The 24,796-nt window shown below is 56.9% G+C and carries 16 protein-coding genes and 1 tRNA gene; 6 read left to right on the top strand and 11 right to left on the bottom strand.

Annotation, left to right across the window (positions count from 1 at the left end; all coding sequences use genetic code 11):
• From ASF69_RS06870 to ASF69_RS06850, 5 genes are all read right to left on the bottom strand, one after another.
• Positions 1–1,554 carry a Ppx/GppA phosphatase family protein gene (locus ASF69_RS06870; protein ID WP_082469680.1) on the bottom strand — a complete coding sequence of 518 codons (1,554 nt, stop codon included), beginning with the start codon at positions 1,552–1,554 and terminating at the stop codon, positions 1–3.
• A 156-nt stretch (positions 1,555–1,710) separates the two neighbouring features.
• Positions 1,711–2,778 (bottom strand): HD domain-containing phosphohydrolase, encoded by a 1,068-nt coding sequence (locus tag ASF69_RS06865; RefSeq protein ID WP_062586578.1) that lies wholly within the window; start codon positions 2,776–2,778, stop codon positions 1,711–1,713.
• 9 nt (positions 2,779–2,787) lie between these two features.
• A complete protein-coding gene (locus ASF69_RS06860) occupies positions 2,788–4,983 on the bottom strand; it encodes an ATP-binding protein (protein ID WP_062586577.1) in 2,196 nt (731 codons plus the stop codon).
• The gene (locus tag ASF69_RS06855) at positions 4,983–5,483 is read right to left on the bottom strand and encodes a molybdopterin-dependent oxidoreductase (RefSeq protein ID WP_062586576.1); all 501 of its coding nucleotides are present in this window, start codon (positions 5,481–5,483) and stop codon (positions 4,983–4,985) included. Before ASF69_RS06855 ends, ASF69_RS06860 begins: the two co-directional genes overlap by 1 nt.
• Positions 5,484–5,761: 278 nt before the next feature.
• Positions 5,762–6,496, bottom strand: a complete 735-nt coding sequence (locus ASF69_RS06850; RefSeq protein ID WP_062586575.1) for an autoinducer binding domain-containing protein — start codon at positions 6,494–6,496, stop codon at positions 5,762–5,764.
• Between the two features lie 993 nt (positions 6,497–7,489).
• Between ASF69_RS06850 and ASF69_RS06845 the strand changes: the two genes are divergently transcribed.
• The 4 genes from ASF69_RS06845 to ASF69_RS06830 all read left to right on the top strand — a co-directional run bounded on the left by ASF69_RS06845 (position 7,490) and on the right by ASF69_RS06830 (position 12,683).
• Positions 7,490–9,262 (top strand): PAS domain-containing methyl-accepting chemotaxis protein, encoded by a 1,773-nt coding sequence (locus ASF69_RS06845; protein WP_062586574.1) that lies wholly within the window; start codon positions 7,490–7,492, stop codon positions 9,260–9,262.
• The gene (locus tag ASF69_RS06840) at positions 9,262–9,762 is read left to right on the top strand and encodes a chemotaxis protein CheW (RefSeq protein WP_156462005.1); all 501 of its coding nucleotides are present in this window, start codon (positions 9,262–9,264) and stop codon (positions 9,760–9,762) included. The genes ASF69_RS06845 and ASF69_RS06840 overlap by 1 nt, the downstream gene beginning before the upstream one ends.
• The gene (locus tag ASF69_RS06835) at positions 9,734–9,967 is read left to right on the top strand and encodes a hypothetical protein (RefSeq protein WP_062586572.1); all 234 of its coding nucleotides are present in this window, start codon (positions 9,734–9,736) and stop codon (positions 9,965–9,967) included. The genes ASF69_RS06840 and ASF69_RS06835 overlap by 29 nt, the downstream gene beginning before the upstream one ends.
• Positions 9,968–10,574: 607 nt before the next feature.
• Positions 10,575–12,683, top strand: coding sequence for a methyl-accepting chemotaxis protein (locus ASF69_RS06830; RefSeq protein ID WP_244475416.1), 2,109 nt, complete (start codon positions 10,575–10,577; stop codon positions 12,681–12,683).
• Positions 12,684–12,742: 59 nt separating this feature from the next.
• Here ASF69_RS06830 and ASF69_RS06825 read toward each other — a convergent pair whose 3' ends face one another.
• A complete protein-coding gene (locus ASF69_RS06825; RefSeq protein ID WP_162238065.1) occupies positions 12,743–13,669 on the bottom strand; it encodes a transporter in 927 nt (308 codons plus the stop codon).
• A 793-nt stretch (positions 13,670–14,462) separates the two neighbouring features.
• Positions 14,463–14,539, bottom strand: a tRNA-His gene (locus tag ASF69_RS06820).
• Positions 14,540–14,936: 397 nt separating this feature from the next.
• Between ASF69_RS06820 and ASF69_RS06815 the strand changes: the two genes are divergently transcribed.
• Together ASF69_RS06815 and ASF69_RS06810 are read left to right on the top strand one after the other, a co-directional pair.
• Positions 14,937–18,587 carry an ATP-binding protein gene (locus ASF69_RS06815; RefSeq protein ID WP_062587195.1) on the top strand — a complete coding sequence of 1,217 codons (3,651 nt, stop codon included), beginning with the start codon at positions 14,937–14,939 and terminating at the stop codon, positions 18,585–18,587.
• 193 nt (positions 18,588–18,780) lie between these two features.
• Positions 18,781–20,352 (top strand): iron ABC transporter permease, encoded by a 1,572-nt coding sequence (locus ASF69_RS06810; protein ID WP_082469678.1) that lies wholly within the window; start codon positions 18,781–18,783, stop codon positions 20,350–20,352.
• Positions 20,353–20,676: 324 nt separating this feature from the next.
• Here the strand turns inward: ASF69_RS06810 and ASF69_RS06805 are convergent, their stop codons facing one another.
• From ASF69_RS06805 to ASF69_RS06790, 4 genes are all read right to left on the bottom strand, one after another.
• Positions 20,677–21,489: an ABC transporter permease gene (locus tag ASF69_RS06805; protein WP_062586569.1), complete on the bottom strand. Its 813-nt coding sequence runs from the start codon at positions 21,487–21,489 to the stop codon at positions 20,677–20,679.
• Positions 21,490–21,492: 3 nt separating this feature from the next.
• Positions 21,493–22,401 carry an ABC transporter permease subunit gene (locus ASF69_RS06800; protein ID WP_062586568.1) on the bottom strand — a complete coding sequence of 303 codons (909 nt, stop codon included), beginning with the start codon at positions 22,399–22,401 and terminating at the stop codon, positions 21,493–21,495.
• A 12-nt stretch (positions 22,402–22,413) separates the two neighbouring features.
• A complete protein-coding gene (locus ASF69_RS06795) occupies positions 22,414–23,571 on the bottom strand; it encodes an ABC transporter ATP-binding protein (RefSeq protein ID WP_062587193.1) in 1,158 nt (385 codons plus the stop codon).
• 79 nt (positions 23,572–23,650) lie between these two features.
• On the bottom strand, positions 23,651–24,748 hold the full coding sequence (locus ASF69_RS06790) for a polyamine ABC transporter substrate-binding protein (protein ID WP_062586567.1): 1,098 nt from the start codon (positions 24,746–24,748) through the stop codon (positions 23,651–23,653).
• Positions 24,749–24,796 lie beyond the last annotated feature (48 nt).

Genomic DNA, 24,796 nt, shown 5'->3' with positions numbered 1-24,796 from the left:
TCAACCTTTCCGTTCCGTCTTGCCCTGCATCTGTGCACGGCGAATTCTGTTGCGGCGCCATGCGCCATCGTCTGCCATCATATCCGTCAAAAGGCCTTCGCGAAGCCCCCTGTCCGCTACCCGCATTCGCTGCGAAGGCCACCGTCTGCGGATCGCTTCGAGAATGGCACATCCGGCCAGCACGAGGTCGGCACGGTCAGGACCAATGCAGGCATTGGCGGCTCTGCCCGCAAAGTCCCAGGCCAGAAGCTTGTCCTGCATGGCGGTGACCTCGGCATCCGAAAGCCATAGCCCGTCCACCTTGCGTCGGTCGTATCGCGGCAGATCGAGATGCACACCCGCCAGCGTCGTTACCGTGCCCGACGTTCCGATCAGATGAAAATCCTCGTGCGGAGCTTCCTGCGCCAAAGGCGGGCAATGGAATGCGTCCAGCAGCCCCTCGACCTCGGACACCATGGCCGCAAAGACTTGAGGCGTCACATCGCGACCGCCATGCCGCTCCGAAAGCGTCACGACGCCGACTGGAAGCGATGTCCAATGGGTAATGTGGTTTGCAAGCCGGTTGGAGCGGTTTTCGCCTACGCGAATGACGGCAATCTCTGACGATCCACCGCCAATATCGAAGAGAACGACGGAGCGCGCTTCCCTGCCCACCAAGGAGGAGCAGCCGGAAACGGCAAGCCGGGCTTCGGTTTCGCGGCTGATGATTTCCAGATCGAGACCGGTTTCACGCGTTACCCTGGCCAGGAATTCCTCACCATTGCTCGCAGCGCGGCAGGCTTCAGTCGCAATCAGCCGCATACGACGGATCGAGCGTCCGGAAAGCTTCGCGGCACAGACGCGCAAGGCTTCGACTGCCCGGTCCATCGCATCGTCAGACAGGCGACCGGTCGAAACCAGCCCCTCGCCCAGTCGTACAATCCTGGAAAACGCATCAACGACGCGGAACTGGCCGGGACGCGTGGGCTGAGCAATCAGCAGGCGGCAATTGTTGGTTCCAAGGTCAAGCGCGGCATACATGTCCGCACTTCCGTCGCTGCCGCTATCGCGATAATGGCCTTGCGTCCTGGCCAGCAGCCGCGCCTGTTCAGGCGCTGCAGACGAATGCTGCGCGGCAGCCGGGCCGTTTTGGCGGGCAGCAGGCTTGGGCGCATGGGAGGGAACGAGCGGTCTGCCCTGCGGGCCTCGGTGGCTGCGCTTGCCGCCTCGGTTCTTTCGTTTTGCCTGCGCTGGAGCGCCATTTGCTGGCTGTTCGGGCGCAGTTTCGCGGCCAACGACTGTCTCATTGGGAGACTGTGCACCGCCCTGTCCGCGCGAACGCCTGCGGCGCTTGCGCTTTTTCGGCGCCGAGTCTCGCTCGGGATCGCCTTTGGATGGGGAATCCGGGCGGGAATCGACACCATGAAGCTGCGGCGAAACATTAGCGTCACGGGGTTTGCCGTTACGCCTGCTCTTGCCACGACGGGAGCGCTTGGCACTCCCTTTTTCCACTGTCGATGCCCCTGGTTCCGACGGCTTTGGGCCGTTTCCGGGGTCAATCACTGTCTTATCCATTCCGCCGCGCGAAAGCTTCAAGCAATGCTGCTGGCGTCCATAAAGGTTACGTTGAGGTAAGCATACCAGCGCAGGACATTTTAGCCAACCGATTTTTGCCGCGCCCTTATGGGCAGCGTTCTTCTGAAACGATGGTCAGTTGCGCGCGCTTTCGGATCACGAAGCGACGGCATTCTCGAAAAACGCAGCCTGCTTGTCGGCAAGTCGATCACGCACGGACAGAATGTCATCCAGCGCCTTCTCGAATGCCTCCACGCAGGCGGGATCGAACTGCGAACCCGAACGGCCCTTGATATGCGCGACAGCCTTCTCGACCGGCCATGCTTCCTTGTAGGGGCGCTCCGTGGTCAGTGCGTCGAAATTATCGGCAACGGCAACGATACGGCCAGCGATGGGAATGGCGTCACCCGCGAGACGTCGTGGGTAGCCCTGCCCGTCCCACCTCTCATGGTGGGTAGCCGCGATGCTGGCCGCAAGCCGCAGCAGGCCCGATTTCGATTCACGCAAAATGTCGGAACCCAGGAGAGTGTGGGTTTGCATGGAGGCGAATTCCTGTTCCGTAAGCTTGCCCTTCTTCAACAGCACCGCGTCGGGTATGCCAACCTTCCCCACATCATGCATCGGCGCAGCCAGACGAATATCGGAACAGAACTCTTCATTCAGCCCAAGGGCCTTCGCAATCAGGTGGGAATATTCGCCCACTCTCTTGGTGTGAAAGCCCGTGTCGGAATCCTTGAAGCTCGTTGCAATCGAAAGGCGGTCGATAATCTCCTCTTCGCGGGCGCGAATTTCGGCAACCGCCTTGTCGACCTCGACCCGCAGCCATTCCGCTTTGTCGGCAAGCTTGTTGCGCGCGTCCACCAATGCGATGAGGTTTTTCAGACGGGCGAGAAATTCGAGAGGGTTGACGGGCTTGTTGAGGAAGTCGATCGAGCCCGCATCAAGACACGCCATCCTGACCGTCATATCCGTATCGGCCGTAACCATGACCACCGGCTTTCCCCGATAGCGATCAAACATCTGGATTTCCCGGAGCAATTCGATCCCGTTGTAACCAGGCATCTGATAGTCGATGACAGCGATTTCGAAATCGAGATCCGGCATTTTCGAGAGCGCTTCTGAAGGATCGAGGAAACCCAGCGCCTCGCAGCCGGGAAGCGTCGCGACGAGCTCCGATAACAGCGTCAGATTGGTATTGTTGTCGTCCACGACGAGAATGCGCATTGTCAACTCCTATGCGGCATGAACGTGCCGGTGTTCTTGGACTGCACGCTGAATGCCTTGCAATTCGGATTGGGTAAGTTGTGCATGACGCAGCCTTTGGGCCTCATCAGCAATCTCCTGCAGGCCGACATTGCTTGCCGCACCTCTCAGGCTGTGTAGCATTCGATCGCAGGTCACGATGTCGCCGGAGCGCATTGCATTCGAGACCTCAGCCAGAATATTGGCGGCATCCGTAAAGAAGCTGTCGATCAGGTGGTCGAAACCATCCTTGCCCAGGACCTCGATGAGTTCCTTTTGCTGCCGCTCGTTTATTCCGGGTTTGGCGTCTTCTCTTGCGGCGTGTGACGCACTTGCGCCAGGGATGTTCTTTCGGATGATCGCATCCAGCTTGGCGAGGTTGATCGGCTTCAGCTGGAAGTCCGTCATACCGGCCTCCTCGCAGGCTTTCCGGTCGCTCTCGGAGGCATTTCCGGTCAGCGCCACGATGGGAACGGTTCGTGTCCAGCCGTCGAGCGCACGGATGCGCCGCGTGGCCTCAATCCCGTCCATATCAGGCATCTGCATATCCATGAGCACAAGATCGAAGCGATGCGATGTGACCTTGGCCAGAGCCTCGATGCCATTCCCCGCAACGGTGACCTTCTGTCCCAGATGCGCAAGATAGCCAGCTGCGACTTCCTGGTTCACCAGATTGTCCTCGACCAGGAGGACGCGCAGAGGGGGCAATGCAGGGCCTGAAATTGCCGCTGGTGCAGCCATTGTCCTGTCGTTATTGAGAACGGCGGGCTCTGCCGGAATCTCGAACCAGAAGGTGCTTCCCAGACCTGGTTCGCTCGAAACCCCGATTGTGCCGCCCAGCGCTTCGACAATCTCCTTGCAGATCGTCAGACCCAGCCCCGTGCCGCCATATTGCCGGCTGATGGACGCATCCACCTGAGAGAAGGGCTTGAACAGCTTTTCGAGACCGGCCTCATCAATGCCGATACCATTATCCCGGATGGCAACTTTCAGCAGCGGGACCGGCCCCGTATCCGAAAACGTCATTTTCAACGCGACGACGCCATTCGACGTGAACTTGAGAGCATTGCTGAGAAGGTTGAGAACGACCTGCCGCACACGGGTGACATCGGTTGAAATAACAGAGCGCCCGCGCAGATCGCTGACATCGGATACAAGCGTGTTGCCGCGCTCGGCGGCTCTGTCGCCCATCATCGCAACGACGCCGGACACGACCTCGATAATATCGGCAGGCGCCCTGTCGATATCGACATGGCCGTTCTCCATCTTCGAATAGTCGAGGACTTCGTTGATGATCTCCAGCAGGGTCTCGCCAGAGCGGCGGATCGTCTGGACGCCGATGGCGATGCGGTCCGGCAGGCCGGAGAGCTCTAGCAGCTCCGCCGTGCCAAGGATCGCATTCAAGGGGGTGCGAACCTCGTGTCCCATCGTGGCCATGAACTGCGACTTCGCGCGGTTGCCAGCATCAGCACTGGCATAAGCCGCCTTCAGCTCGACGGCAAGATCCTCGAATGCGCGCGCGGCGGACTTGACCGAACGAAGCTGTCGTTGAAGCATCACGACAAGAATGCCGACACAGACCGACAGGACTGCGGTCAAGGTGCCGATTTTCAGCTGCAGCAGTTGCAGGGCATCCCGCGCATCCGCCCGTTCAGCACTGACGCTGCTGTTGACGCCCACCAGCAAAGAGCCCGTATCGTCCACGAGTGGGTCAAGCACCTCCATGAAGTCCTGAAGCTGACGGCGCTCAAGGGGCTCACCGCTTGAGAGAGCCGTGAACCAGCCTTCATATTTGAGGACTGCCTGCTCAATGTTGTTGATGATTGCCGTAAACTTCGGATCGTCAAGGATCTGCAGGTCGAGATTGGCCTTCTTCAGTATCGTCATTCTCGAATAGAGAATATCGTAGCGCGTGAAGAATGAGCGTTTCGCTTCTGCGGAAAAATCACCGCTGGCGACCATCACCCTGGCTTCTTCCTGCAGTCGCCGGGCTTCGCGGTCCAGCTGGTAGACGGACCACATGGCGTTTTCCCGCACGCCGTCCTGCAAGGCTTCGTATCGCTGGTAAATTCCCGACATGAGGTAGATCAGACCGGCAAGCAGAATCGCAACGAAAGCCTGCAGGAATGCAGTGCTTTTGCTGGCCTTCCTTATTCCGTCGCCATAGGACCGAGCCCGAGCCCCCATTACCTCACCTCGATCGCCTTTATTTGCCAGACAGAACGGGAGAAGTACTTTTCATTGTAGAGGGATCTGTCCTTGTCGAAGGGATAGATCAGGAAGATCGGACCCTTGTCGCGCACCGACATCACTGCGCCGTTCATGCGGGTGGCAAGGATTGTGTCCAGCCTTGTGGCATCCTCGAAAGGCATTTCCGCGCTATAGTCATTTAGCGCGATAACCTTGAGCTTGCTGCCGCGAGCCCCTGCTGCGTTCAAAACAGCGCGAAACAGTGGCCCGGCAAATGTGATCTCGCCTGTCGTCCAGGGCGTTTCCATCTTGCCCGATCGCGAATCCAGCGCCTCAAGCATCTCAAGATCGAACTGGGCAGTGGTTCCGACATTCGGATGCGTAATATCTCCAGAAAGGGTCAAAATGACCGGACCCTTGGGGGCGTCAAGCGCGAAAGCTGGAAATGAGATGATGCCGATGGCAATGACCAAAAGAGAACGAAAAAAGACTCGCATCTTAACCACTGGAATTTAGTCAGCGAAAACCGCTGCGCATGAACGGGCAATGCCTTCTTCGGCTCTCCCGACATTAAGCGTGTTGAGCACGCCTAGGTCGCCGACATCATGCCGGCGCGGCCAAATGGCCCGGTGCGCTAAAAATAAGCCGATGCAATTGCGCAATCGTTAATTTACGGCATCCAAGTTTAAACTAAGCCAGTTTACAGGCCGAAGACTTCGCACTTTGGCTTTCTACTGTCCATTCGAAATTACGCATGTACGTCTTCCAGACGTCGTCAATCGATCAATCTGCGTCTTATTGCTTGCGCGATTGCCTGCGTCCTGTTGGCCGCCCCAAGCTTCTTTGTCGCGGATTTGATGTAGCTGTTGACCGTTTCAGCCTGATAGCCCGTTGCTTTCGCAATGTTCTCGCTCGTCAGCCCCAGGCTGGCCTGGACAAGGCAAGCCAGCTCGCCCTTGGACAGCTTCATGTGATCGGCGGCAAAACGGTCCAGCAACGGTTTTGTAAATGTCTTGTAGACGCCCTCGGCAATCATCTGAAGAAAAGCTATTTCCTCATCGTTGAACGGCGTGATCCTGGTAAAACCAACCGTGCCATAGGGTGCGTCTTCCCGGCAGATGGGGATAATCGTCCTGTTGTGAACGTTGAAGGTGCGCTGCAAGTACAGCAGCCGCTGCGGCACCTCCGAGGTCTTGTAGACTTCCGCCTCGACCACCGGTGTCTGGGACGACCTGGCGGCAACAACGAAGGGATCCACAAGGTGCAGCTTGTCGGCCATATAGGCTTCGACAAAGGCCGGGGGCAGATCCGTGTCAATCGATAGCCCTCCCCCAAAGCGATAATGATCGACATCGAGGCCCGAGACGATGATGTAGTCAAACGGCACTGCGTTGCGAAGCCTGTCCATCAGGTTGCTTTGCCCAAAGAACCGGTGGCTGGGGACAGACCGAAGATCGACATAGTCCTTCAACGCGTCAGGATCGAGGACCGACAATGCGCTCACCGGCATGGATTTGTCTCACTTTGCAACATTAGCCCGCCTTCTCACCCCTTGCTTGTTAACCTGAGTTTAATAACTTGATAAAACGCAAGGATTGCGGGACAATTTCGGACTTTTTTCATTCTTGCAGGGCGTTTTGACCGCGTTCGACTGCACCAAAGCGTGAAAAACTTGCAATCGATAAACCTCTACAACCTGAATTAACCTGAAATTAATATCTGGGCTTCAGAACTAGTGCTATCGGTTAGACAGAAGTTGCGAAACCTTCAAGGCGTTGAAGACTGACAGAGAGATTTAGCGGTAGATCTTAAGTCAGTGCCCCGGTGCAGCAACCAAAAATCGGATCGGGTTCTCGTGCTGGTGAGAACCCTGCACCATCTCTCTCGGCGCGGATAGCGCTTTATACGTATATACTCATGCACTCGGACTTAAAAGGCTCCGTTTGGTATGATCGAAAAATCGGCTCGGCGGGCCTTTTGGCTCGTTGAGCCGATGATATCAGGCTTTTGCGCTCAAATCGTATTCGTAGGCAACATATGCCTCGAATGCGTTGATATTGGCTGGAGCGAGTTTAAATCACTGGCGGCCCCTCGGGAGCGCCGGAAATAGTTGCCGTTGCCGGCCAGAACCGGCCCCGTGCGCTCGCAAACGCGCCGCTATACTAGCGGCTTGCCTGGGCCCAATATCGCCTTCTCCCCCTGCAATTTTAAAAATAATGCTAATTTGGCAGGCAATGACCTCCCAAATCAGCACAATTGCTCATGTTTGATTTTATAAATTCATCTTTCGTCAATAAGTGAACCCTACAAATGGGATCATCGGGCCAATAGCCTTCGCCAACCGCCTTCAACCGGGACGCGAGCCACAGGAAAAGCCCGGAGACTGCAACCGATCATCCACCGTCGTCTAATGACGCACCAGCAAGGTCCCCACGTCTGTCGACCAACGGCAACGAACGAGAAGTCATGCCTTCGCAGAACGTCTGGGGCCGAAGGAGACGAAATGAAACTACCGCTACTTGTATCGGACGCCGACCGTATCCTTTCGGCCATGCACAATTCTCAAGCCATCATCGAGTTCGATCCTACGGGCAAGATCCTGACAGCGAACGCCAACTTCTGCTCGGCGATCGGCTATTCCCTGAGTGAAATCGTCGGCCAGCATCACCGTATGTTCGTAGACCCTGCGGAAGCTGCGTCACCGGAGTATCGCGCATTCTGGGAAAGGCTGGCAGCCGGACAGTTTGATCGCCGCCAATATCGGCGCATCGGCAAGGGCGGCCGTGAAATCTGGATCGAAGCCTCCTACAACCCCGTCATGCGTGGCGGCAAGACCTACAAGGTCATCAAATTCGCCACCGATATCACAGCCACGAAACTGAAATCTGCGGAAGATGCTGGCAAGCTGGACGCCCTGTCCCGTGCCCAGGCTGTTATCGAATTCACGCCCGCTGGCGACATCATCACCGCAAACGAAAATTTCCTGAAGACGCTGGGATACCAGCTCAACGAAATTCAGGGCAAGCATCACGCCATGTTCTGCGACCCGCAATATGCGAGAAGCCCGGACTATGTGCGTTTCTGGGAACGTCTGCGAAGCGGCGAATTTATCGCGGAGGAGTTCACCCGCATTGGCCGAAACGGCAACAAGATCTACATCCAGGCTTCCTACAATCCGATCATCGGGCTTGATGGCAAGGTGTTCAAGGTCGTCAAGTTCGCCACAGACGTCACAGGCCGGGTCCAAAACGTCATCGAACTGGGCAGCAGCCTCCAAAGCCTTGCGGAAGGAGACCTCTGTTCGGTCATCGACCAGCCCTTCATCCCATCGCTCGACCAGCTGAGACAGGACTTCAATTCTGCTGCTGAGAAATTGCGCGGTGCCATGCGCGACGTCGGTCTCAATGCCAAGGCGATCGCAGCAGGCTCCGCCGAAATCCGGGGCGCGGCCGGGGATCTTGCGAAACGTACGGAGCAACAGGCTGCCTCGGTCGAAGAGACAGCAGCCGCTCTGGATGAGATCACCCAGACCGTTGCAGGCTCGAGCCGCAGGGCAGAGGAAGCTGGCAAGCTCGTTGCGGATGCGCGTACAAATGCCGAGAGATCCGCAGTCGTCGTCGGTCGTGCCATCGAAGCCATGGGGGCAATCGACAAATCCTCCAAGGAAATTGCCAATATCATCGGCGTCATCGATGACATTGCCTTCCAGACCAATCTTCTGGCCCTGAATGCGGGCGTGGAAGCGGCACGCGCCGGAGAAGCCGGCAAGGGTTTTGCGGTCGTTGCACAGGAAGTCCGCGAGCTCGCCCAGCGTTCCGCCACAGCGGCAAAGGAAATCAAGGCACTGATCAACCAGTCGACAGATCAGGTCAAAACCGGCGTCGAACTGGTGGCGGAGACCGGCAGCGCGCTTCAGCGGATTTCCACGCAGGTACAGGAAATCGACACGAATGTTCTGGCCATCGTGGAAGGTGCGCGCGAGCAGGCCATCGGTCTTCGCGAAATCAACACCGCCGTCAATACGATGGATCAGGGTACCCAGCAGAACGCCGCAATGGTCGAGGAATCCAATGCTGCTTCGCATAGTCTCGCAAATGAAGCTGAGCTGCTGTTCAAGCTGATCTCGCAGTTCAACGTCGGCAGCGATGGTGGTGCCAGTGCCCGAAAACAATTGCGGGCGGTAGAGCCTTCACAATCCCCTGCAAGACAAATTCGCAAAAACCTGGCCCGCGCCGTTTCCGGCAATCTGGCCACCAATGAATGGGAGGAATTCTGATGCACTCTCCAACAGACTTCGGATCGGCTCCATCTGTCGACATCATTGCCTTCCATCTTCATGAGCAGGAATTCTGCGTCAAGACCACCATGGTGCGTGAGATCAGAGGATGGGCGCCTTGCACTCCCATTCCTCACGCTCCCGAAAATGTACTCGGCGTGATGAACCTGCGCGGAACCGTCTTCCCCATCATCGACCTCGCCGGTAAGCTGGGGATGGGCTCCAACCGCGGTAACGAGAGATGCGCGATCGTGGTAGCGGATGTCGATAGTGTCATCATCGGTCTCGTCGTGGATCGGGTCTCCGATATCCTGACGATAGAAGAAAAGCGGGTGCAGCCCGTTCCGCCTCTGGCGGTAGGTTTCGACGCCCGCTTCACCCGAGGTATGATCGCCCAAAATACCGGAATGACCTGCTTTTTGGATCTGTCAGCGCTCTTCTGCGGAAGCGACCTTTCCGGAGATCTTGAGAATGCGGCAGCCGACGACACGCGCCATTGAACTTGTGGAAGCGCTGCTGGCCGCCGGGTGCGATATGCGGGCGGCTGGTGACGGATATTACATTGGCGAACCTGCCGACAGGGCATCGGCACAGAACGTCAGGAATATCCTGCGAGACTTCGGCTCCAGGCGGCATCTTCTGGGAGAGATTGCAAGCTATCTCCGGTCAATCGGCAGAGATATCCAGGAGCCCGAAAAGGAATGAATTTAAGTTTTTATAAATATACAACCGCCAGGCCGACCGCCTGGCGGTTTTCTTTTTTAAATACTATCCGGTCGCATATCCAAAAAAATAACAGATAAGCAACAATTTGTCGGCATAAATACTTTAAAAACGCCAATGCTACTGCAGACATGGGGAATATTGCGTTTTGCTAATTCGAGGACATTCCCTGATAAAAAAGAAAAAGCAACTTTAGGACACATTATATTTTCTTTAACTTGAATTAGATTACACTCTGAGTTGACGGGGATTTTATTTACTCGCATGCCTTGGCGAAGGCTGGTCTACCATCTTTCGCTTGGCATGAGATTTTCAGTGTCGATTTTGGGGCGGGAAGCCGGGCAGTAGGGAACAGGGGCGACAGGGCGGTTTTGAGAAATCACGACTGGCTTTGCACAGCGTTGGAACTACGGCTCGGCCAATCGAAATGGCCCGCCTGAACCTGATTGCGCGTTGAAACGAAATCCTTTCAGCAATTGACGGGGAGGCTTGCCTCCCAGGCATCGCACTGGAGAGAAACGTGAAAAACCTCAGCCTTCGTAGCCTTTTATATTTAATTGCATTTGCACCCTTAGCCGCCTTTCTGTTCTTGAGCATTTCCTCTGTCTGGACGAGCTACAACAGATATATCGCCCTTGAAAATCAGCTGGCGGTGCAAAGGCTCGCCAATGTCGGAGCCGATATTGCGCTGCTCGTCCCCGGCGAAGGACTGGCCCCTCCGGACCAGGTAGCGGCAAGACGCAAGGAAACCGACAACGCGTTTGTCAACTTGCGGCAGCTCTATGAAAGCTGGAAGGCTCTGGGCAATTCGGATCAGCAGATTGAAGCCACCGCGAAGTTCCTTTTCGAAAGCAAGTCGCGGCTGGATGAGTCCAGGGCAAGAAGAGACAGGAAGCAGGGTCTCTCGGAGGCGGAAGAGCTGGCCACGCTCTACCCAGTGGTAGCAAACGGCATCTCGCTGATTGCGCGATCCGGCGCTACCATCGGCGACCTCGATCTTGCGCGCTTCATTGAGGGCTTCCATGCTCTCATGCAAATCAACGATGCAAGTCTGCTTGAGGGCTATCTGGCCACCAAATATCTGACCGACGAGGATTTCGCCAAGACCTTCATGGGCTACGTCGCCCATGCGCGCGAGGTCAAGCAAATCTACGGCGTGACCATGCGCGCATTTTTGCCCGCCGACATCATCAAGGCGCTGGATGATTTTGATAAAAGCGAACAGGGCAAGAATCTGGAAGCCATAGCCAACGCCATGGCCACCAACGCACCCAAGGGACCGGCGACGCTGACCTTGCCGCAGCTGGGAGAGGCCGTGAATGTCGGCGTGGGCGTCAAGGCCCAGGCCATCATCAAGACGGGAATTGCCCTGAACGCGGCAGCGCAAGACCGCCAGACTGCGCTTTATAATGACTTCATCAAAGGCAGCATCATCGCACTGGTCGTCACCATTCTGGTGGTAATCCTGTGTGTCGTCGTCATGCGCAACGTTTCTGGCATCATCCGGGTGATTGAAATGCGCATGGTGGAACTGGCCGAGGGAAAGACCGAGGCTCCGATTCCTTTCTCGACACGTGGAGATCAGTTCGGCAGCATCGCACGCAGTGTCGAAGTGTTCCGCCAGAGCGCCATACGAAACCATCAGCTGGAGGCGGAAGCGGAAGACGCGCGCAAACGCAACGAGGCGGAACGTGCAGAGTTGCAGCGTCGCGCCGAGGCGGAAGCGGAAGCGCGTCTCAACAAGGCCACCGGAGCTCTTGCACACGGCCTACAGCGACTGGCAGGCGGCGACATGAATTGCGAAATCCATGAGGAATTCGCACCGCAATTCGAAGCCCTGCGTCATGACTTCAACACCTCTGTCAGCCAGCTTCGCGACGTGCTGGTGGCCGTGGGCCAGTCGGCCAGCGCCGTCAAGGCAGGAAGCGGCGAGATTTCCCATGCCGCCGACAATCTGGCGCGCAGAACGGAACAGCAGGCTGCCTCCCTTGAAGAAACAGCTGCGGCGCTGGAAGAAATCACCACCAACGTCAAATCGACATCGACACGCACCAATGAAGCACGAGACCTCGTGCGGGATGCGCGCGGCAACGCCACGCATTCCAGCGAGGTCGTGGGCAATGCGGTATCGGCGATGGAGCGGATCGAGCAGGCGTCCGGGCAGATCGGCCAGATCATTGGCGTTATCGATGAGATCGCCTTCCAGACCAACCTTCTGGCGCTCAATGCAGGTGTCGAAGCCGCCCGCGCGGGTGAGGCTGGCAAGGGCTTTGCCGTCGTCGCTCAGGAAGTCCGAGAGCTTGCTCAGCGGTCTGCGAACGCGGCGAGAGAAATCAAGGCACTGATCAGCAATTCCAATTCAGCTGTCGATGAGGGCGTGAAGCTCGTGGGCGACACGGGTCGCGGCCTCACCACGATTGCCGAAGTGGTTGAATTCATCAATCAGCACATGGACGCCATTTCCGCGGCTGCCCAGGATCAATCGTCGGGCCTGATGCAGGTCAGCACCGCGGTCAATCACATGGACCAGGCCACGCAGCAGGGTGCCGCCATGGTCGAGGAAATGAATGCTGCCAGTGCTGGCCTTGCCCAGGAAGCCACGAAGCTCGCTGACCTTCTCAGCCAGTTCAGGACGGAGCCGACTGGCGGATATTCAGGCCGGAGCAGCAACAGAGCGGCCGTGCACGCGGCAGCATAGGCTAAAAAAATCTCCCCCACAGGCTTTGCAGCATGTGGGGGAGATCGCAGTTGAACCACTTACGACTTTGGCTTGGGCACGTAGAGTGGCATGGAGACGGCCAACCAGACGGCATTGGTCTTGGGCGAATTCTCCGCGATGATCGAGAACTGGTAGCTGAGTGAAACTTCGGCCGGACCGAAATTATAGCTGACGGACGGACCGAAATTGAAGCCCTTGTACCGTTTGCCAGACACCTTGGTCGAGCCAGCTTCGTCATCTTCGATCTGGACGAGGAAACCGCCAAATCCGCCGATCTTCAATTTATCTGTGACGGCATAGGTGACCTTGAAATCCGTACTGAACAGATCGCCCGAAAGGTAATCTGTCGCAGCGTTTCGGTTGTTGTAGTGATAGCCGACGAGCACGCCGACATCCCAACCGGTTGGATCAAAGTAGTCGTAGTGAACCGCTGCATCGACCGTGGAATAGCCGTTCTGGAGGTTCACGCCGCGCGATGCACTATAACTTGAAGTGTGCGCCGCATATCCCAGGGAAACGCCGATGTTGTGGTAGTTGTCCACGATGTAGTTTGCGGTCTGGACCAGACCCAGGTTACCAAACCCGTCCACCTCGCCGGAAACCGGGATATTCTCGAAATCCACATTGTTGTAGGCGAATGGCAGTACGACCTGCGAAGCAAACCGCCAGCCATCGAGATCCCCAGGCCAAATGCCCAGGATTCGGGTGATACTGGCGGCACCTTTCTGATCCAGATCGAAAAGCGGGTTGCGGTTTCCATCCGAGCCATTGTACCGGCTTGCCGAGAAATATCCGGTCTGGTTGACCATGAAGACGCCCGGGACAGGTGGCAAGGCACCGAAAAAGGTCGCCGGTGCGCCAGGGCCCCAGTTCATGGCCCCCGGCTCTGCCGCCATACCGGTGGAAACCGTGCCAACCACACCAGTCAAACAGGTGCAGGCACACATCAAAACCTGAGGAAGCACTCGGCGGAAATTTCCGCGCTGACCTCTTTCAGCGTCTGGTCTTGAAGACTTTCGGCCACGCCTTTGCCTTCCTAATGCAATCATTGGTTCAAGTATCATAATACACCCCCGTATATTTGATGATCTTATATGCACGCATGACGACGCATCCGGCGCCTGAGAAGACGCTGGGGTATCGCTGTTCTAATGTTCGTGAAATTGCGTAACGCAACAAAGGAAAGACGAGCAATTCCAGGTATCGGTGATGCCGTCTAGACTATATTCCCATCATTCTAGCTTTTCCCCCATCGGTTCCCATTGGGCGAATCATGCACCAATGGTTGCATTTTCCAACTTATCCCTAGGAAGGCAAGCTTGCTTGAAGCTATCTAATAACTTTTATTCTAATTCACTCGGAGATTACATTAATATTATATTATTCTAAATATTACTTATAGCTAAACAGACACTTATGGGGAATATCAATCTCGCGCACCGGGCAGGTATGCACACCCGTTTTCGAATTACGCAACGTAGACGGATTTTTGATATTATTTATCACTTTTAGCGCGAATAAATATTCTCGCCTTCCCGTTGGCTGGAAATTCCGCGAAGACGCTACACGCGGGCCTCGTAGCGCCGGCCCCGGGCGCCCCGACCAATGCAGATCAAGCATGTCAGCACAAAGCCGCTCAATAAGCGAGCTGACGCCTGTCGCCGACCGCAGGACATCCATGGCGCGAGATGACGAACCGCACGCAGGGCGCAGACAACGACCCGTGATCACGACAAATCTAAAACCGATGTGGGGAGATGGTACGGTTGGGGGGTCTCGAACCTCCGACCTCAGGTGCCACAAACCTGCGCTCTAACCAACTGAGCTACAACCGCATATGAAACGCCGCAGCGTCGTCACGGGGGCTCACATACGGGGACTTTTTCCGTTTTGCAAGTCCTTAGACAATTTTTGCGAAAAAAGCTTGGGAAAGCAAGCATGTTTCACAGGCATGGATCCTAACCGTGCAAAAAGCGTTGGATTGATGAGATCCATGGGGCTTTGCCAATTGCAAAACATCTTCCCTGCCAGCACATTCGCTTTGAGACACAAGGCTCATTCTGCGTCCAGGGAATTAACTGTAATTGCCAATTCCTTAAGGAGAAGATGGACCGAAACGCGCTGTGAAGTTATTTAAGATTCTGTTAACATCGAGCCGATGCAGGCTGTATGCTGCCTCATGAGGAGGTCGTGCCGTTGCGCAGGTCGGTTCGTGCCAGAATAGGTTCCAACATGCCCGCCGTTCAATATCCATTTATCGACATTGCCGTTCATGAGCGTGTACGCGACCGTTTCGGGCGCGGCGAAGCCATGGCGCTTTTTTCGATGGATCTGAAAAGCCCGCTCTGGGCAAACGGCAGAGGTGCGGCCCTGTTCGGCACGCCTATGATTTACGATTTCCTTGAACACGGCCCACGACAGCAGGACGTTACATTCAGGCAATTCGCTGCAACCGCATCGCGGCTGACCACGACCGGTGAATGCCGGCAATTTTCCATCCGCATCCATTCCGGCTTCAAAAGCATCTCCATTGTTGCAACGGCTGAGATCATCGAAGCGGAGCCGGGGCAGCCGGCCGTTCTTTTCAGCGCACCCGTTGACCAGTCCGTGCCCGGCATCGATGAACGTGCGCGTCGAATGCTGGAAGGGTTCGATGACCCTGATATTCACATGGCAGTACTGGACGGCGATTCGAAGATTGTGGCTGCATCCCATGGTTTTGCGACGCTTGGAATAACGCCGATCACCATGCGAACCCTCCTTTCCATGGCGGCCAGACAGGCCGGCAAAGTCGTCAAGCGTCCGGTTCCTGCGGGCAAGGGCTACCTGCCTGCTGCGGCGGGACAGCTCTCTTCCGACCCGGAATTGAACCTGATCTTCGTGGTCGAGACCGTTCTGGGGACACTGGATCCCTCCAGCGAATTCGTAACGCCGAAGGTTGAGGCGGCAGCGCCACAAACCTTGCCAGCACTGTCGGCTGCCCTCCCCGTCGAGGATGCGGAACCCACGCCGCCAATGGCCTTTGATGAGGTTCTCGATGCGGTCGCTGATATCGAAGAGGTTTCGGAGCCTGACGACGCGGACCTGACGCCTGATGCCGAAACGGTTGAAGAGCTCCAGGACGTCCTGCCTGTTGCAGCTGAGGATGAAAAGCCGGACAACAGCTTGCTCGAGCACGACCTCGAAGCAATCGCTGTTGACGATATCGTCGAGACAGTAGAACCCGAGATCGACGAGGCTCAGCCAGAGCTGCAGAAATCTGCACAGCAGGAAACAACGCCAGAAGCGTCGCCATCCGCTGAAAACGCAGAGCAGACAGCGGATGAGCAAAAACCATTCGTTTTCGACCCGAACCGTCGCGCATCACGCTTCGTTTGGAAGATCGACGCTGCCGGACGCTTCAGCTCCATATCACATGAGTTTGCCGATGCGGTCGGGCCAAAGGCCGCCAATGTCGAGGGTATGAGCTTTGCCGATCTTGCGGCGCTCTTCAATCTCGATCCGGATGGCAAGATCACCGAGCTTTTGAACCGTCGCGACACATGGTCCGGCAAGACCATCCACTGGCCGGTCGAAGGCACGTCGCTGACAGTTCCGATCGATCTGGCAGCGCTGCCAACATATACGCGCTCGCGGGAATTCGATGGTTTTCGCGGCTTTGGCATCGTGCGGCTGACGGATGCGGTGGAAGACCCGAATGCTGTTGGGCTGACCCTGGCGAGCGGCACAGCCGCACCTGAAGAAGCACAGGAAGCCGCGGACAGCGACGTTGCGGCAGATGAAACCACATTGTTCACCCTCCCCGGCGATGACGAGGATGTGCTGGCGCCAGAAGTCAGCGAGGATGACGCCTCTCAGCCCGGCACCTCGGAAGCACCAGCATCCTATTTGCCGCCGGAAACGGAAGTGCCCGTGCTGCAACTGACCGAAACGCCCAGCCGACGTTATTCGGACAAGGTCATTCAGTTCGAGAACAGACGCAGCAGGCTGCGTGATGAACTCAGCGCGAGCGAACAGGCCGCGTTCAACGAGATCGCGCGGACGTTGAAGCCCGTTGCCGACAATGATGCTGGCACCCAAGACACCCCTGAGGTCGTCGCGCCGCAGAATTCCGAGGCAGGGCAGCCGATCATCGAGAACGAACAGACGCAAGAGATCCAGCAGGCGGCCCTGCCGCTGGAGGAAGCCCCTGTTGCCGATGCCGCCCCGGAAACGGACGTGCTTGCTACGGAAGAGCCGGATGACTTCGCCGATTACACGCGTGGCGATGCGCCGGTGAGTTTTGTGGTTCCGCAAACGGCGGCGCGTCTAGAGACAGATCGCACCTCAGAGAGTGTCAAAGCTTCCGATGAGTTGAGCGGTCCACGCGGCCCGATGTCGCTGACAGCGGATGCCGTCGATCAGATGCCGATTGCGCTTCTGATCCACAGTGGCGACAGGCTCATTCACGCCAACCCCGAGTTTCTGCGTCTGACCGGTTATGGCAGCACTGCCGAGCTGGATGAGGTCGGCGGGCTCGATGCATTGCTGCAGCGTGACGAGCTGGACGCAGTTTCGGAACGCTCTGGCGGCATGATCGCGGTGAGCGCGGAGAATGATCTCATTCCGGTAAGGGCGCGGCTGCAATCCGTCCGCTGGGAGGATGCAGCGGCCCTGATGCTCTCACTTATTCCCACCGAGGAAAAGAACGGCATTTCGCTGCGGGCAGAAGACGCTATCCCTGAGAACGCGGGCGAAAGCGAAGAAGCCGAACTTGGCAGCCTGCGCGGTCAGATCGAGGAGCTTCATTCCATCCTCGAAACGGCCACAGACGGCGTTGTTCTCTTGGGCGAAGATGGCACCATTCGGTCGCTCAACCGCTCTGCGAGCGCATTGTTCAATTATGACAATGCGGAAATTTCGTCCAAGCCATTCGTGACGCTGTTTGCCCATGAGAGCCAGCGCGCTGTGCTGGATTATCTCTCCGGTCTTGCCAACAATGGCGTGGCGAGCGTGCTGAACGACGGTCGTGAAGTCATAGGGCGCGAGGCATCCGGCGGGTTCCTGCCGCTGTTCATGACAATTGGTCGGTTGAAATCCTCCAACGGCTATTGCGCGGTCATCCGCGATATCACCCAGTGGAAGCGGACCGAGGAAGAGCTTCGCAATGCAAAACGCGTCGCGGAAACCGCCAATGCCCACAAGACCGATTTCCTGGCACGCGTGAGCCACGAGATCCGCACACCACTGAACGCGATCATCGGTTTTGCCGATATGATGGCGACGGAGCGTTTCGGTCCCGTCGGTCATCCACGCTACATCGAATATTCCAACGACATCGTCCGCTCAGGCCGTCATGTGTTGGATATCGTCAACGATCTCCTGGATATTTCCAAGATCGAAGCGGGACAGATGGATGTGGATTTCAAGGCGGTTGCTCTGAACGACACGATTGCCGAAGCTGTCTCTATCGTGCAGCCGCAGGCCAACAACCAGCGCGTCATCATCCGCACCGCTTTGTCGCAGGCGGTGCCGCAGATTGTTGCCGATCTTCGTTCGATCAAGCAGATCATGCTCAACATACTGTCCAACGCCATCAAGTTCACGCCATCCGGCGGTCAGATCGTCGTTTCAACGGCGTATGAAGCCAATGGAAGCGTCGTGCTGCGCATTCGCGATACCGGCATCGGCATGACCCGCTCCGAGCTGGAGCAGGCGATGAAGCCGTTCCGGCAGGTCTCGTCATCGAGCAACCGTGTGCGCGGCGATGGGACAGGGTTGGGCTTGCCTTTGACAAAGGCAATGGTCGACGCAAACAGGGCCAATTTTTCCATCACATCCGCCCCAAATCAGGGAACTCTGGTGGAAATCAGCTTTCCGTCCCAGCGCGTCCTTGCGAACTGAGGCCTTCCGGGATTAGCAATGGGGACGCAAGTCGTCCCCGGCTTGTGTCTCTGTCGAAGCATCGGCTTGCGCCGATGACGCAAGGATAAGAGCATTGCTGCCGACCCACAGTCCTCATATCGCTGCCGCCGCCGGACGTGGCCGGGTCGCCTGGCTTTCTCTCTGGACCCTCCTGCTTGCGGCGGCTGTGGCCATGCCGTTGCTGACCATCTTCTATCTGGCTTTGACTGGCGGCACGGATGGCTGGCGGCACCTGTTGGTCAATGTTCTGCCTCGGGCTGGTTGGCAAACGCTGGCGCTGATGGCAATGACCGGACTTGCGACCGCCTTCTTCGGCATCGTCTCGGCATGGCTGGTGTCGACATTTCAGTTTCCGCTGCGCCGCTTCCTTTCTTTTGCACTGGTTCTGCCGCTTGCCATCCCATCCTATCTTGCAGCCTATGCCTTCGGCGAGTTTCTCGACTTTGCGGGCCCGGTGCAGACGATGATCCGGTCGCTTTTTGGCTACAGCAGCATTCGCGATTACTGGTTTCCGGATATTCGGTCCCTGCCGGGCGCGGTGCTTGTGCTGAGCAGCGTTCTCTATCCCTATGTCTATCTTTCGCTGCGGGCAGCCTTTGGTCTGCAGGGGCGTCAGGCCGCAGAAGCCGCCAGAATGTTGGGAGCATCGCCCTGGCGCATATTCGTGTCCGTGCAATTGCCCATGGCGCGCCCCGCGATCATCATTGGCCTGGCGCTGGTGATGATGGAAACGCTGAACGACATTGGTGCCGTGGAGTATCTCGGCGTGCGCACGCTGACATTCGCCATATACGAAACCTGGCTCAATCGCGGGAACCTTGCCGGAGCAACACAGATCGCGTCCATGCTCATCATCGTGGTGGCTGGCCTTATCGCCATCGAGCGCATGGCGCGCGGTCGCCAGAGATACGCCGGGACCAGATCGACATCGATGAGCCGGATGGTCGGGCTTAAGCCCCTGAGTGCGGGTCGCAGATGGCTGGCGACGGCGTTTTGTGCCCTGCCCGTGCTTTGTGGCTTTGCCGTACCAGTCCTCGTGCTAAGCAGCTACGCCGCAAGGCGGTTGGAGGCCCTGTCCAACCCGAAATTCGCCAGGGCGCTTGCGCACAGCCTGGAGATTTCAGCCTCGGTCGCTTTGGTCACACTCGTCTGCGGATTTCTGTTCGCCTATGCCCAGCGTGTCAACACATCACCCCTCGCCCGCGCAGCAAGCCGCATTGGCTCTCTCGGTTACGGCATACCCGGCACCGTTCTTGCAATCGGCGTCTTGTTGCCGCTTGCGGGGTTCGACAATGCGCTGGATGGCTTCCTGCGCCTCCACCTGAATTACTCCACCGGACTTCTTTTATCTGGAACGGCCTTTGCGATCATTTACGCGCATGGCGTGAGGTTCATGACGCTGGCCGAAGGCAATATCGACGCAGGTTTCCAGAAGCTTTCGCCGCATCTCGACATGGCAGCGCGAACACTTGGCCGCAACCGCCTCCAGACATTGATGGCCGTCCTGTTGCCCAACATTCGGCCAGCAGCACTTACCGCAGCTCTGCTTGTCTTCATCGAGTCATTGAAAGAGCTTCCCGCAACCATCTTGTTGCGACCATTCAATTTCAACACGCTGGCAACACTTGTCTATGAGGATGCGTCCCGGTCGCGCGTGCAGGACGCCGCTCTACCGGCCCTGATCATCATCGCAGCAGGACTTATACCGGTTATCCTGGTTTCCAGATCTCTGGAAGGTAAGTGACCTGCGTTCCGGGCAACTCTCCGGTCTGACCGACTGACGCTGAGACTTGAGGGCCAGCATTAGGTGCAAAAGAAAAGGCAGCCGAAGCTGCCTTGAAATTTGTGCTTTTAACGAGAGTCAGGAATAAATAACATCATGTTTTTTGGCCACCGGCCCGGCAACCCTCTCATTGAGTGCACCCGCGTTGCCTCTACATTTGACCTGTGTAAATTAACAACGCGTTAACAAGCCACTACACCATTTAAGGGCAAAAAATTGCCCGCCAAGTTTGAACCGTTGGGAAAGCAAGAGGCGCTCCCAGACGCAGACACGGCATCGAAGTCTTCAGCCCTTTGCCGCCGCATGTTCATCGCGCAGTTTCTGCAACTCGCTTCGTTTCGACGCTATGGAGGCGCAGATGACGCCGACCGTCACCAGGGCGATCAAGATGGTGCAGATCGCATTGATCTCAGGCGTGACACCAAGTCTGACCTGCGAATAGATTTTGATAGGCAGGGTCGTCGCACCGGGGCCAGTGGTAAAGCTGGCGATGACGAGGTCGTCCAGCGACAGCGAAAAGGCCAGCATCCAGCCCGCAACCACGCCGGGCAAGATAAGCGGCAGCGTTATGCGGAAAAATGTCTTTACCGGTGGGCAACCGAGGTCCAGCGCGGCTTCTTCCAGACTACGGTCGAAGGTCAGCAGACGGGATTGGACGACGATGGCGACGTAGCACATGGTGAAGGTGGTGTGAGCAATGACAACCGTCCAGAAGCCCCGGTCGACACCAATCGACACGAACAGCAAAAGCAGCGAGAGACCGGTGATGACCTCCGGCATGACGAGTGGCGCATAGATCATGCCAGAAAACAGCATTCGCCCGGGAAACCGTGCAAAGCGTGTGAGCGACAGCGCCGCCAGCGTTCCAAGGATCGTGCCGATGGTCGCGCTCAGCAATGCAACGCGAACGGTAATCCAGGCCGCATCCATCAAGCCCTCATTGGACCACATGGATCTATACCATTGCAGCGAAAACCCGCCCCAGACGGTGACGAGCTTCGAGGCATTGAAGGAATAGATTATCAGAATGAGGATCGGGATGTAGAGAAAGGCAAAGCAGAGGGTTAGGATGGTGGTGTCGAATTTGCCGCGCTTCATGGCTTATACCACCTTCTTCTGCTGGTTCTGGAAGATGGCAATGGGCACGACGAGAACGAGCAGCAGGAGCACTGCAACGGCCGATGCCAGCGGCCAGTCTCTGTTGCCGAAGAACTCCGTCCAGAGTGTCTTGCCGATCATCAGCGTTTCTGCACCACCGAGAAGGTCCGGGATGACGAATTCGCCGGTAATGGGAATGAAGCAGATCATCGATCCGGCAATGACGCCGGGCAAGGACAATGGGAAGGTGATTTTCCAGAAGGCCTTCCATGGCGGGCAGCCCAGATCGGCCGCAGCCTCCAGCAAGGTTGCATCCAGCTTTTCCAAGGCGGCATAGAGCGGCAGCACCATGAATGGCAGATAGGAATAGACGATGCCGATGAAGACGGATGTATCGGTGCGGAAAATATTGACCTGCTGGTCAGGCCCGAGAATGCCGATCGTCTGGAACAGGACCGTCAGAAGGCCTTCCGGCTTGAGGATACCGATCCAGGCATAGACGCGAATGAGAAACGACGTCCAAAACGGCAAAATTACCAGCATGACGAGCGTGGGGCGGATGGTGGCAGGTGCGCGCGCCATGGCAAGCGCCATGGGATAGCCGACCAGGAGTAACAAGAGGGTGGAGATGGTCGCGATGCGCAACGAAGAGAGATAAGCCTCGATATAGAGAGGGTCTTCGGTCAGGAAAATATAGTTTTCAAAATCCAGCTGCGAGAAAAACTCGCCGATGCGGCTGAAGCCTTCGAATACCGGCACGTAAGGCGGCATCGCTATGGCGGTATCGGAGAGCGAAATTTTCACGATGATGAAGAAGGGTGCTGCAAAAAACAGCGCCAGCCAGAGATAGGGGACGGCAACGACCAGCCAGCGCATGGGGCTTTGCCGGTTTTCAGGTGACGAGATCGCCATGACTACCCTCCCTCAGCGTGTGAGAACCAGACCGGAATCGGCTTTCCAGCTTAACCAGACCATATCACCAAATGTTATCGGGCGGTCGACAAGCCGGGAGACGTTGGCCTGTGCGGCCCGCATCACTCGCCCATCATCGAGCTTGACGATGAAAACCGAGAAGTCACCGAGATAGCCGATGTCCCAGACCTCGCCATGGCCGACATTGATAGATTGTTCCGCGGGCGGATCGAGCGAGATGCGAACCTTTTCCGGCCGGATGGCAAAGGCAACCTTGCTGCCGACAGCGGCGGCACAGTCCTGCTCCACCGCCACAGGCAGCCCTTCGCAATCCAGCATAACCGTTTCCGGCTTGCCCGCGCCAGCGGTCTTTTCCTTGATCTCAGCCTCGAAAATGTTGATGTCGCCGATGAAGTCGGCCACGTAGCGGCTGTTGGGTGCCTCATAGATTTCGGCAGGCGTTGCCACCTGAACGATGATCCCCTTGTCCATGACCGCGATGCGGTCAGACACGGTCATCGCCTCTTCCTGGTCATGCGTAACGATCAGGAAGGTCAGCCCCAGCGTCTGCTGAAGATCCATCAACTCGAACTGCGTTTCTTCGCGCAGTTTTTTGTCCAGCGCGCCCAGCGGCTCATCCAGCAGCAACACTTTCGGTCGCTTTGCAAGCGAACGGGCGAGAGCGACACGCTGGCGCTGACCGCCGGATAACTGGCTTGGCTTGCGCTTGGCAAACTCGGTCAGCTTGACCAGACGCAGCATCTCTTCAACGCGTGTCCTGATGTCGGCCTTGGAAATATTGTCCTGCTCCAGACCAAACGCGATGTTTTTTTCCACCGTCATGTGGGGAAACAGTGCATAGGACTGGAACATCATGTTGGTAGGCCGCTTGTAGGGTGGCACCCCGGAAATGTCCTTGCCCTGCAGCAGGATACGGCCCTGTGTCGGCTCCTCGAAACCCGCCAGCATCCGCATCAATGTTGTCTTGCCGCAGCCGGATGGCCCCAGCAGCGAGAAGAATTCGCGCTCATAGATATCGAGCGTCAGATTGTCGACTGCAACAAAGTCACCGAATCTCTTGGTCACATTCTCGAAGCGGATGAAGGGTACCGATGCCGGATCGGTCCAGGGAGAGAATTTGCGTTTAACCGGGCCAAGAGATTTCGCCATGAACTGTCCCATTTGTTTTTTTGTAAAGGCTGAACGAGAAAGGGGCAGGAGTTTCCACCCGCCCCTTTTAAAAACCCGGTCAGCTGCCGGTTTTTATCTGGGTCCATACGCGGTTCAACACGCGCTGTTCCTTCGGCCCGTATGGCGAGATGGTGAAGAGCTTCTTCATCGTCTCTGCATCCGGGTAAACCCCGGGGTTCTTGGAAACAGCCTCGTCCATCAACGGCTGGGATGCGAGGTTGCCATTGGCATATTGAACGTAGTCCGAAGCCTTGGCGGCCACCTCAGGCTTCATCATGAAGTTGATGAAGGCGTGGGCTGCATCGACGTTCTTGGCATCTGCCGGAATGGCAAAGGAATCCATCCAGATATAGGTGCCTTCCTTCGGGATGACATAATTCACTTCGACGCCGTTCTTGGCCTCTTCGGCACGGGTCTTGGCCTGAAGAATATCGCCGGACCAGCCGATGGTGATGCAGCTGTCGCCATTGGCGAGTTCATCGATATAGGCCGAGGAGTTGAAGGTTTTGACCGAAGGGCGGATCGCCTTGTATACATCGCCGCCCGCTTCCAGATCAGCGGTTTCCTTGCTGTCGGGGTTCTTGCCGATATAGTTCATGGCAATGGCGAAGGTTTCATCGGATGCATCGAGGATGTTGATACCGCAGGATTTCAGCTTTTCAGCGTTTTCAGGCTTGAAGATGATATCCCAGCTGTCGACCTTCACGTCACCCAGCGCCGCCTTGATCTTGGCTGCGTTGTAACCGATGCCGGTGGTGCCCCACATATAGTTGACGGCATATTCATTGCCAGGATCGTACTGCGCCAGACGCGTTGTGATTTCCGGCCACATGTTCTTGAGGTTCGGCAGCTTGGACTTGTCCAGCTTCTGGTACACGCCAGCCTTGATCTGACGCGCCAGGAACGGCGAAGTCGGCGCGACGACATCATAACCGGAATTGCCGGCCAGAAGCTTTGTTTCCAGAACCTCGTTGCCATCATAGACGTCGTAAACGACCTTGATGCCGGTTTCCTTGGTGAATTCTTCCAGAAGAGCAGGATCGATATAGTCCGACCAGTTGTAGACGTGGACGACCTTTTCCTGCGCGAAGGCCGTGCCTGCGGCCAGAATGGCGGAAGCAACGGCGAGGCTGAAACGAAGCGAACGATGTTTCATGATGTCTCCTGTTTGAACGCGCTGTGGGAGAGCGCGCAATCCCCTTGT

The organism is Rhizobium sp. Leaf311 (assembly GCF_001423445.1).
Lineage (GTDB): Bacteria > Pseudomonadota > Alphaproteobacteria > Rhizobiales > Rhizobiaceae > Agrobacterium.
Note: the sequence above shows the minus strand (reverse complement) of the source record. Positions and strands in the feature narration are given on the sequence as shown.

Coding starts and splice junctions, on each gene's coding strand:
- ASF69_RS06870 (WP_082469680.1), bottom strand. CDS start 1,554: ATGGATAAGACAGTGATTGACCCCGGAAACGGCCCAAAGCCGTCGGAA.
- ASF69_RS06865 (WP_062586578.1), bottom strand. CDS start 2,778: ATGCGCATTCTCGTCGTGGACGACAACAATACCAATCTGACGCTGTTA.
- ASF69_RS06860 (WP_062586577.1), bottom strand. CDS start 4,983: ATGGGGGCTCGGGCTCGGTCCTATGGCGACGGAATAAGGAAGGCCAGC.
- ASF69_RS06855 (WP_062586576.1), bottom strand. CDS start 5,483: ATGCGAGTCTTTTTTCGTTCTCTTTTGGTCATTGCCATCGGCATCATC.
- ASF69_RS06850 (WP_062586575.1), bottom strand. CDS start 6,496: ATGCCGGTGAGCGCATTGTCGGTCCTCGATCCTGACGCGTTGAAGGAC.
- ASF69_RS06845 (WP_062586574.1), top strand. CDS start 7,490: ATGAAACTACCGCTACTTGTATCGGACGCCGACCGTATCCTTTCGGCC.
- ASF69_RS06840 (WP_156462005.1), top strand. CDS start 9,262: ATGCACTCTCCAACAGACTTCGGATCGGCTCCATCTGTCGACATCATT.
- ASF69_RS06835 (WP_062586572.1), top strand. CDS start 9,734: ATGCGGCAGCCGACGACACGCGCCATTGAACTTGTGGAAGCGCTGCTG.
- ASF69_RS06815 (WP_062587195.1), top strand. CDS start 14,937: ATGCCCGCCGTTCAATATCCATTTATCGACATTGCCGTTCATGAGCGT.
- ASF69_RS06810 (WP_082469678.1), top strand. CDS start 18,781: ATGCCGTTGCTGACCATCTTCTATCTGGCTTTGACTGGCGGCACGGAT.
- ASF69_RS06805 (WP_062586569.1), bottom strand. CDS start 21,489: ATGAAGCGCGGCAAATTCGACACCACCATCCTAACCCTCTGCTTTGCC.
- ASF69_RS06800 (WP_062586568.1), bottom strand. CDS start 22,401: ATGGCGATCTCGTCACCTGAAAACCGGCAAAGCCCCATGCGCTGGCTG.
- ASF69_RS06795 (WP_062587193.1), bottom strand. CDS start 23,571: ATGGCGAAATCTCTTGGCCCGGTTAAACGCAAATTCTCTCCCTGGACC.
- ASF69_RS06790 (WP_062586567.1), bottom strand. CDS start 24,748: ATGAAACATCGTTCGCTTCGTTTCAGCCTCGCCGTTGCTTCCGCCATT.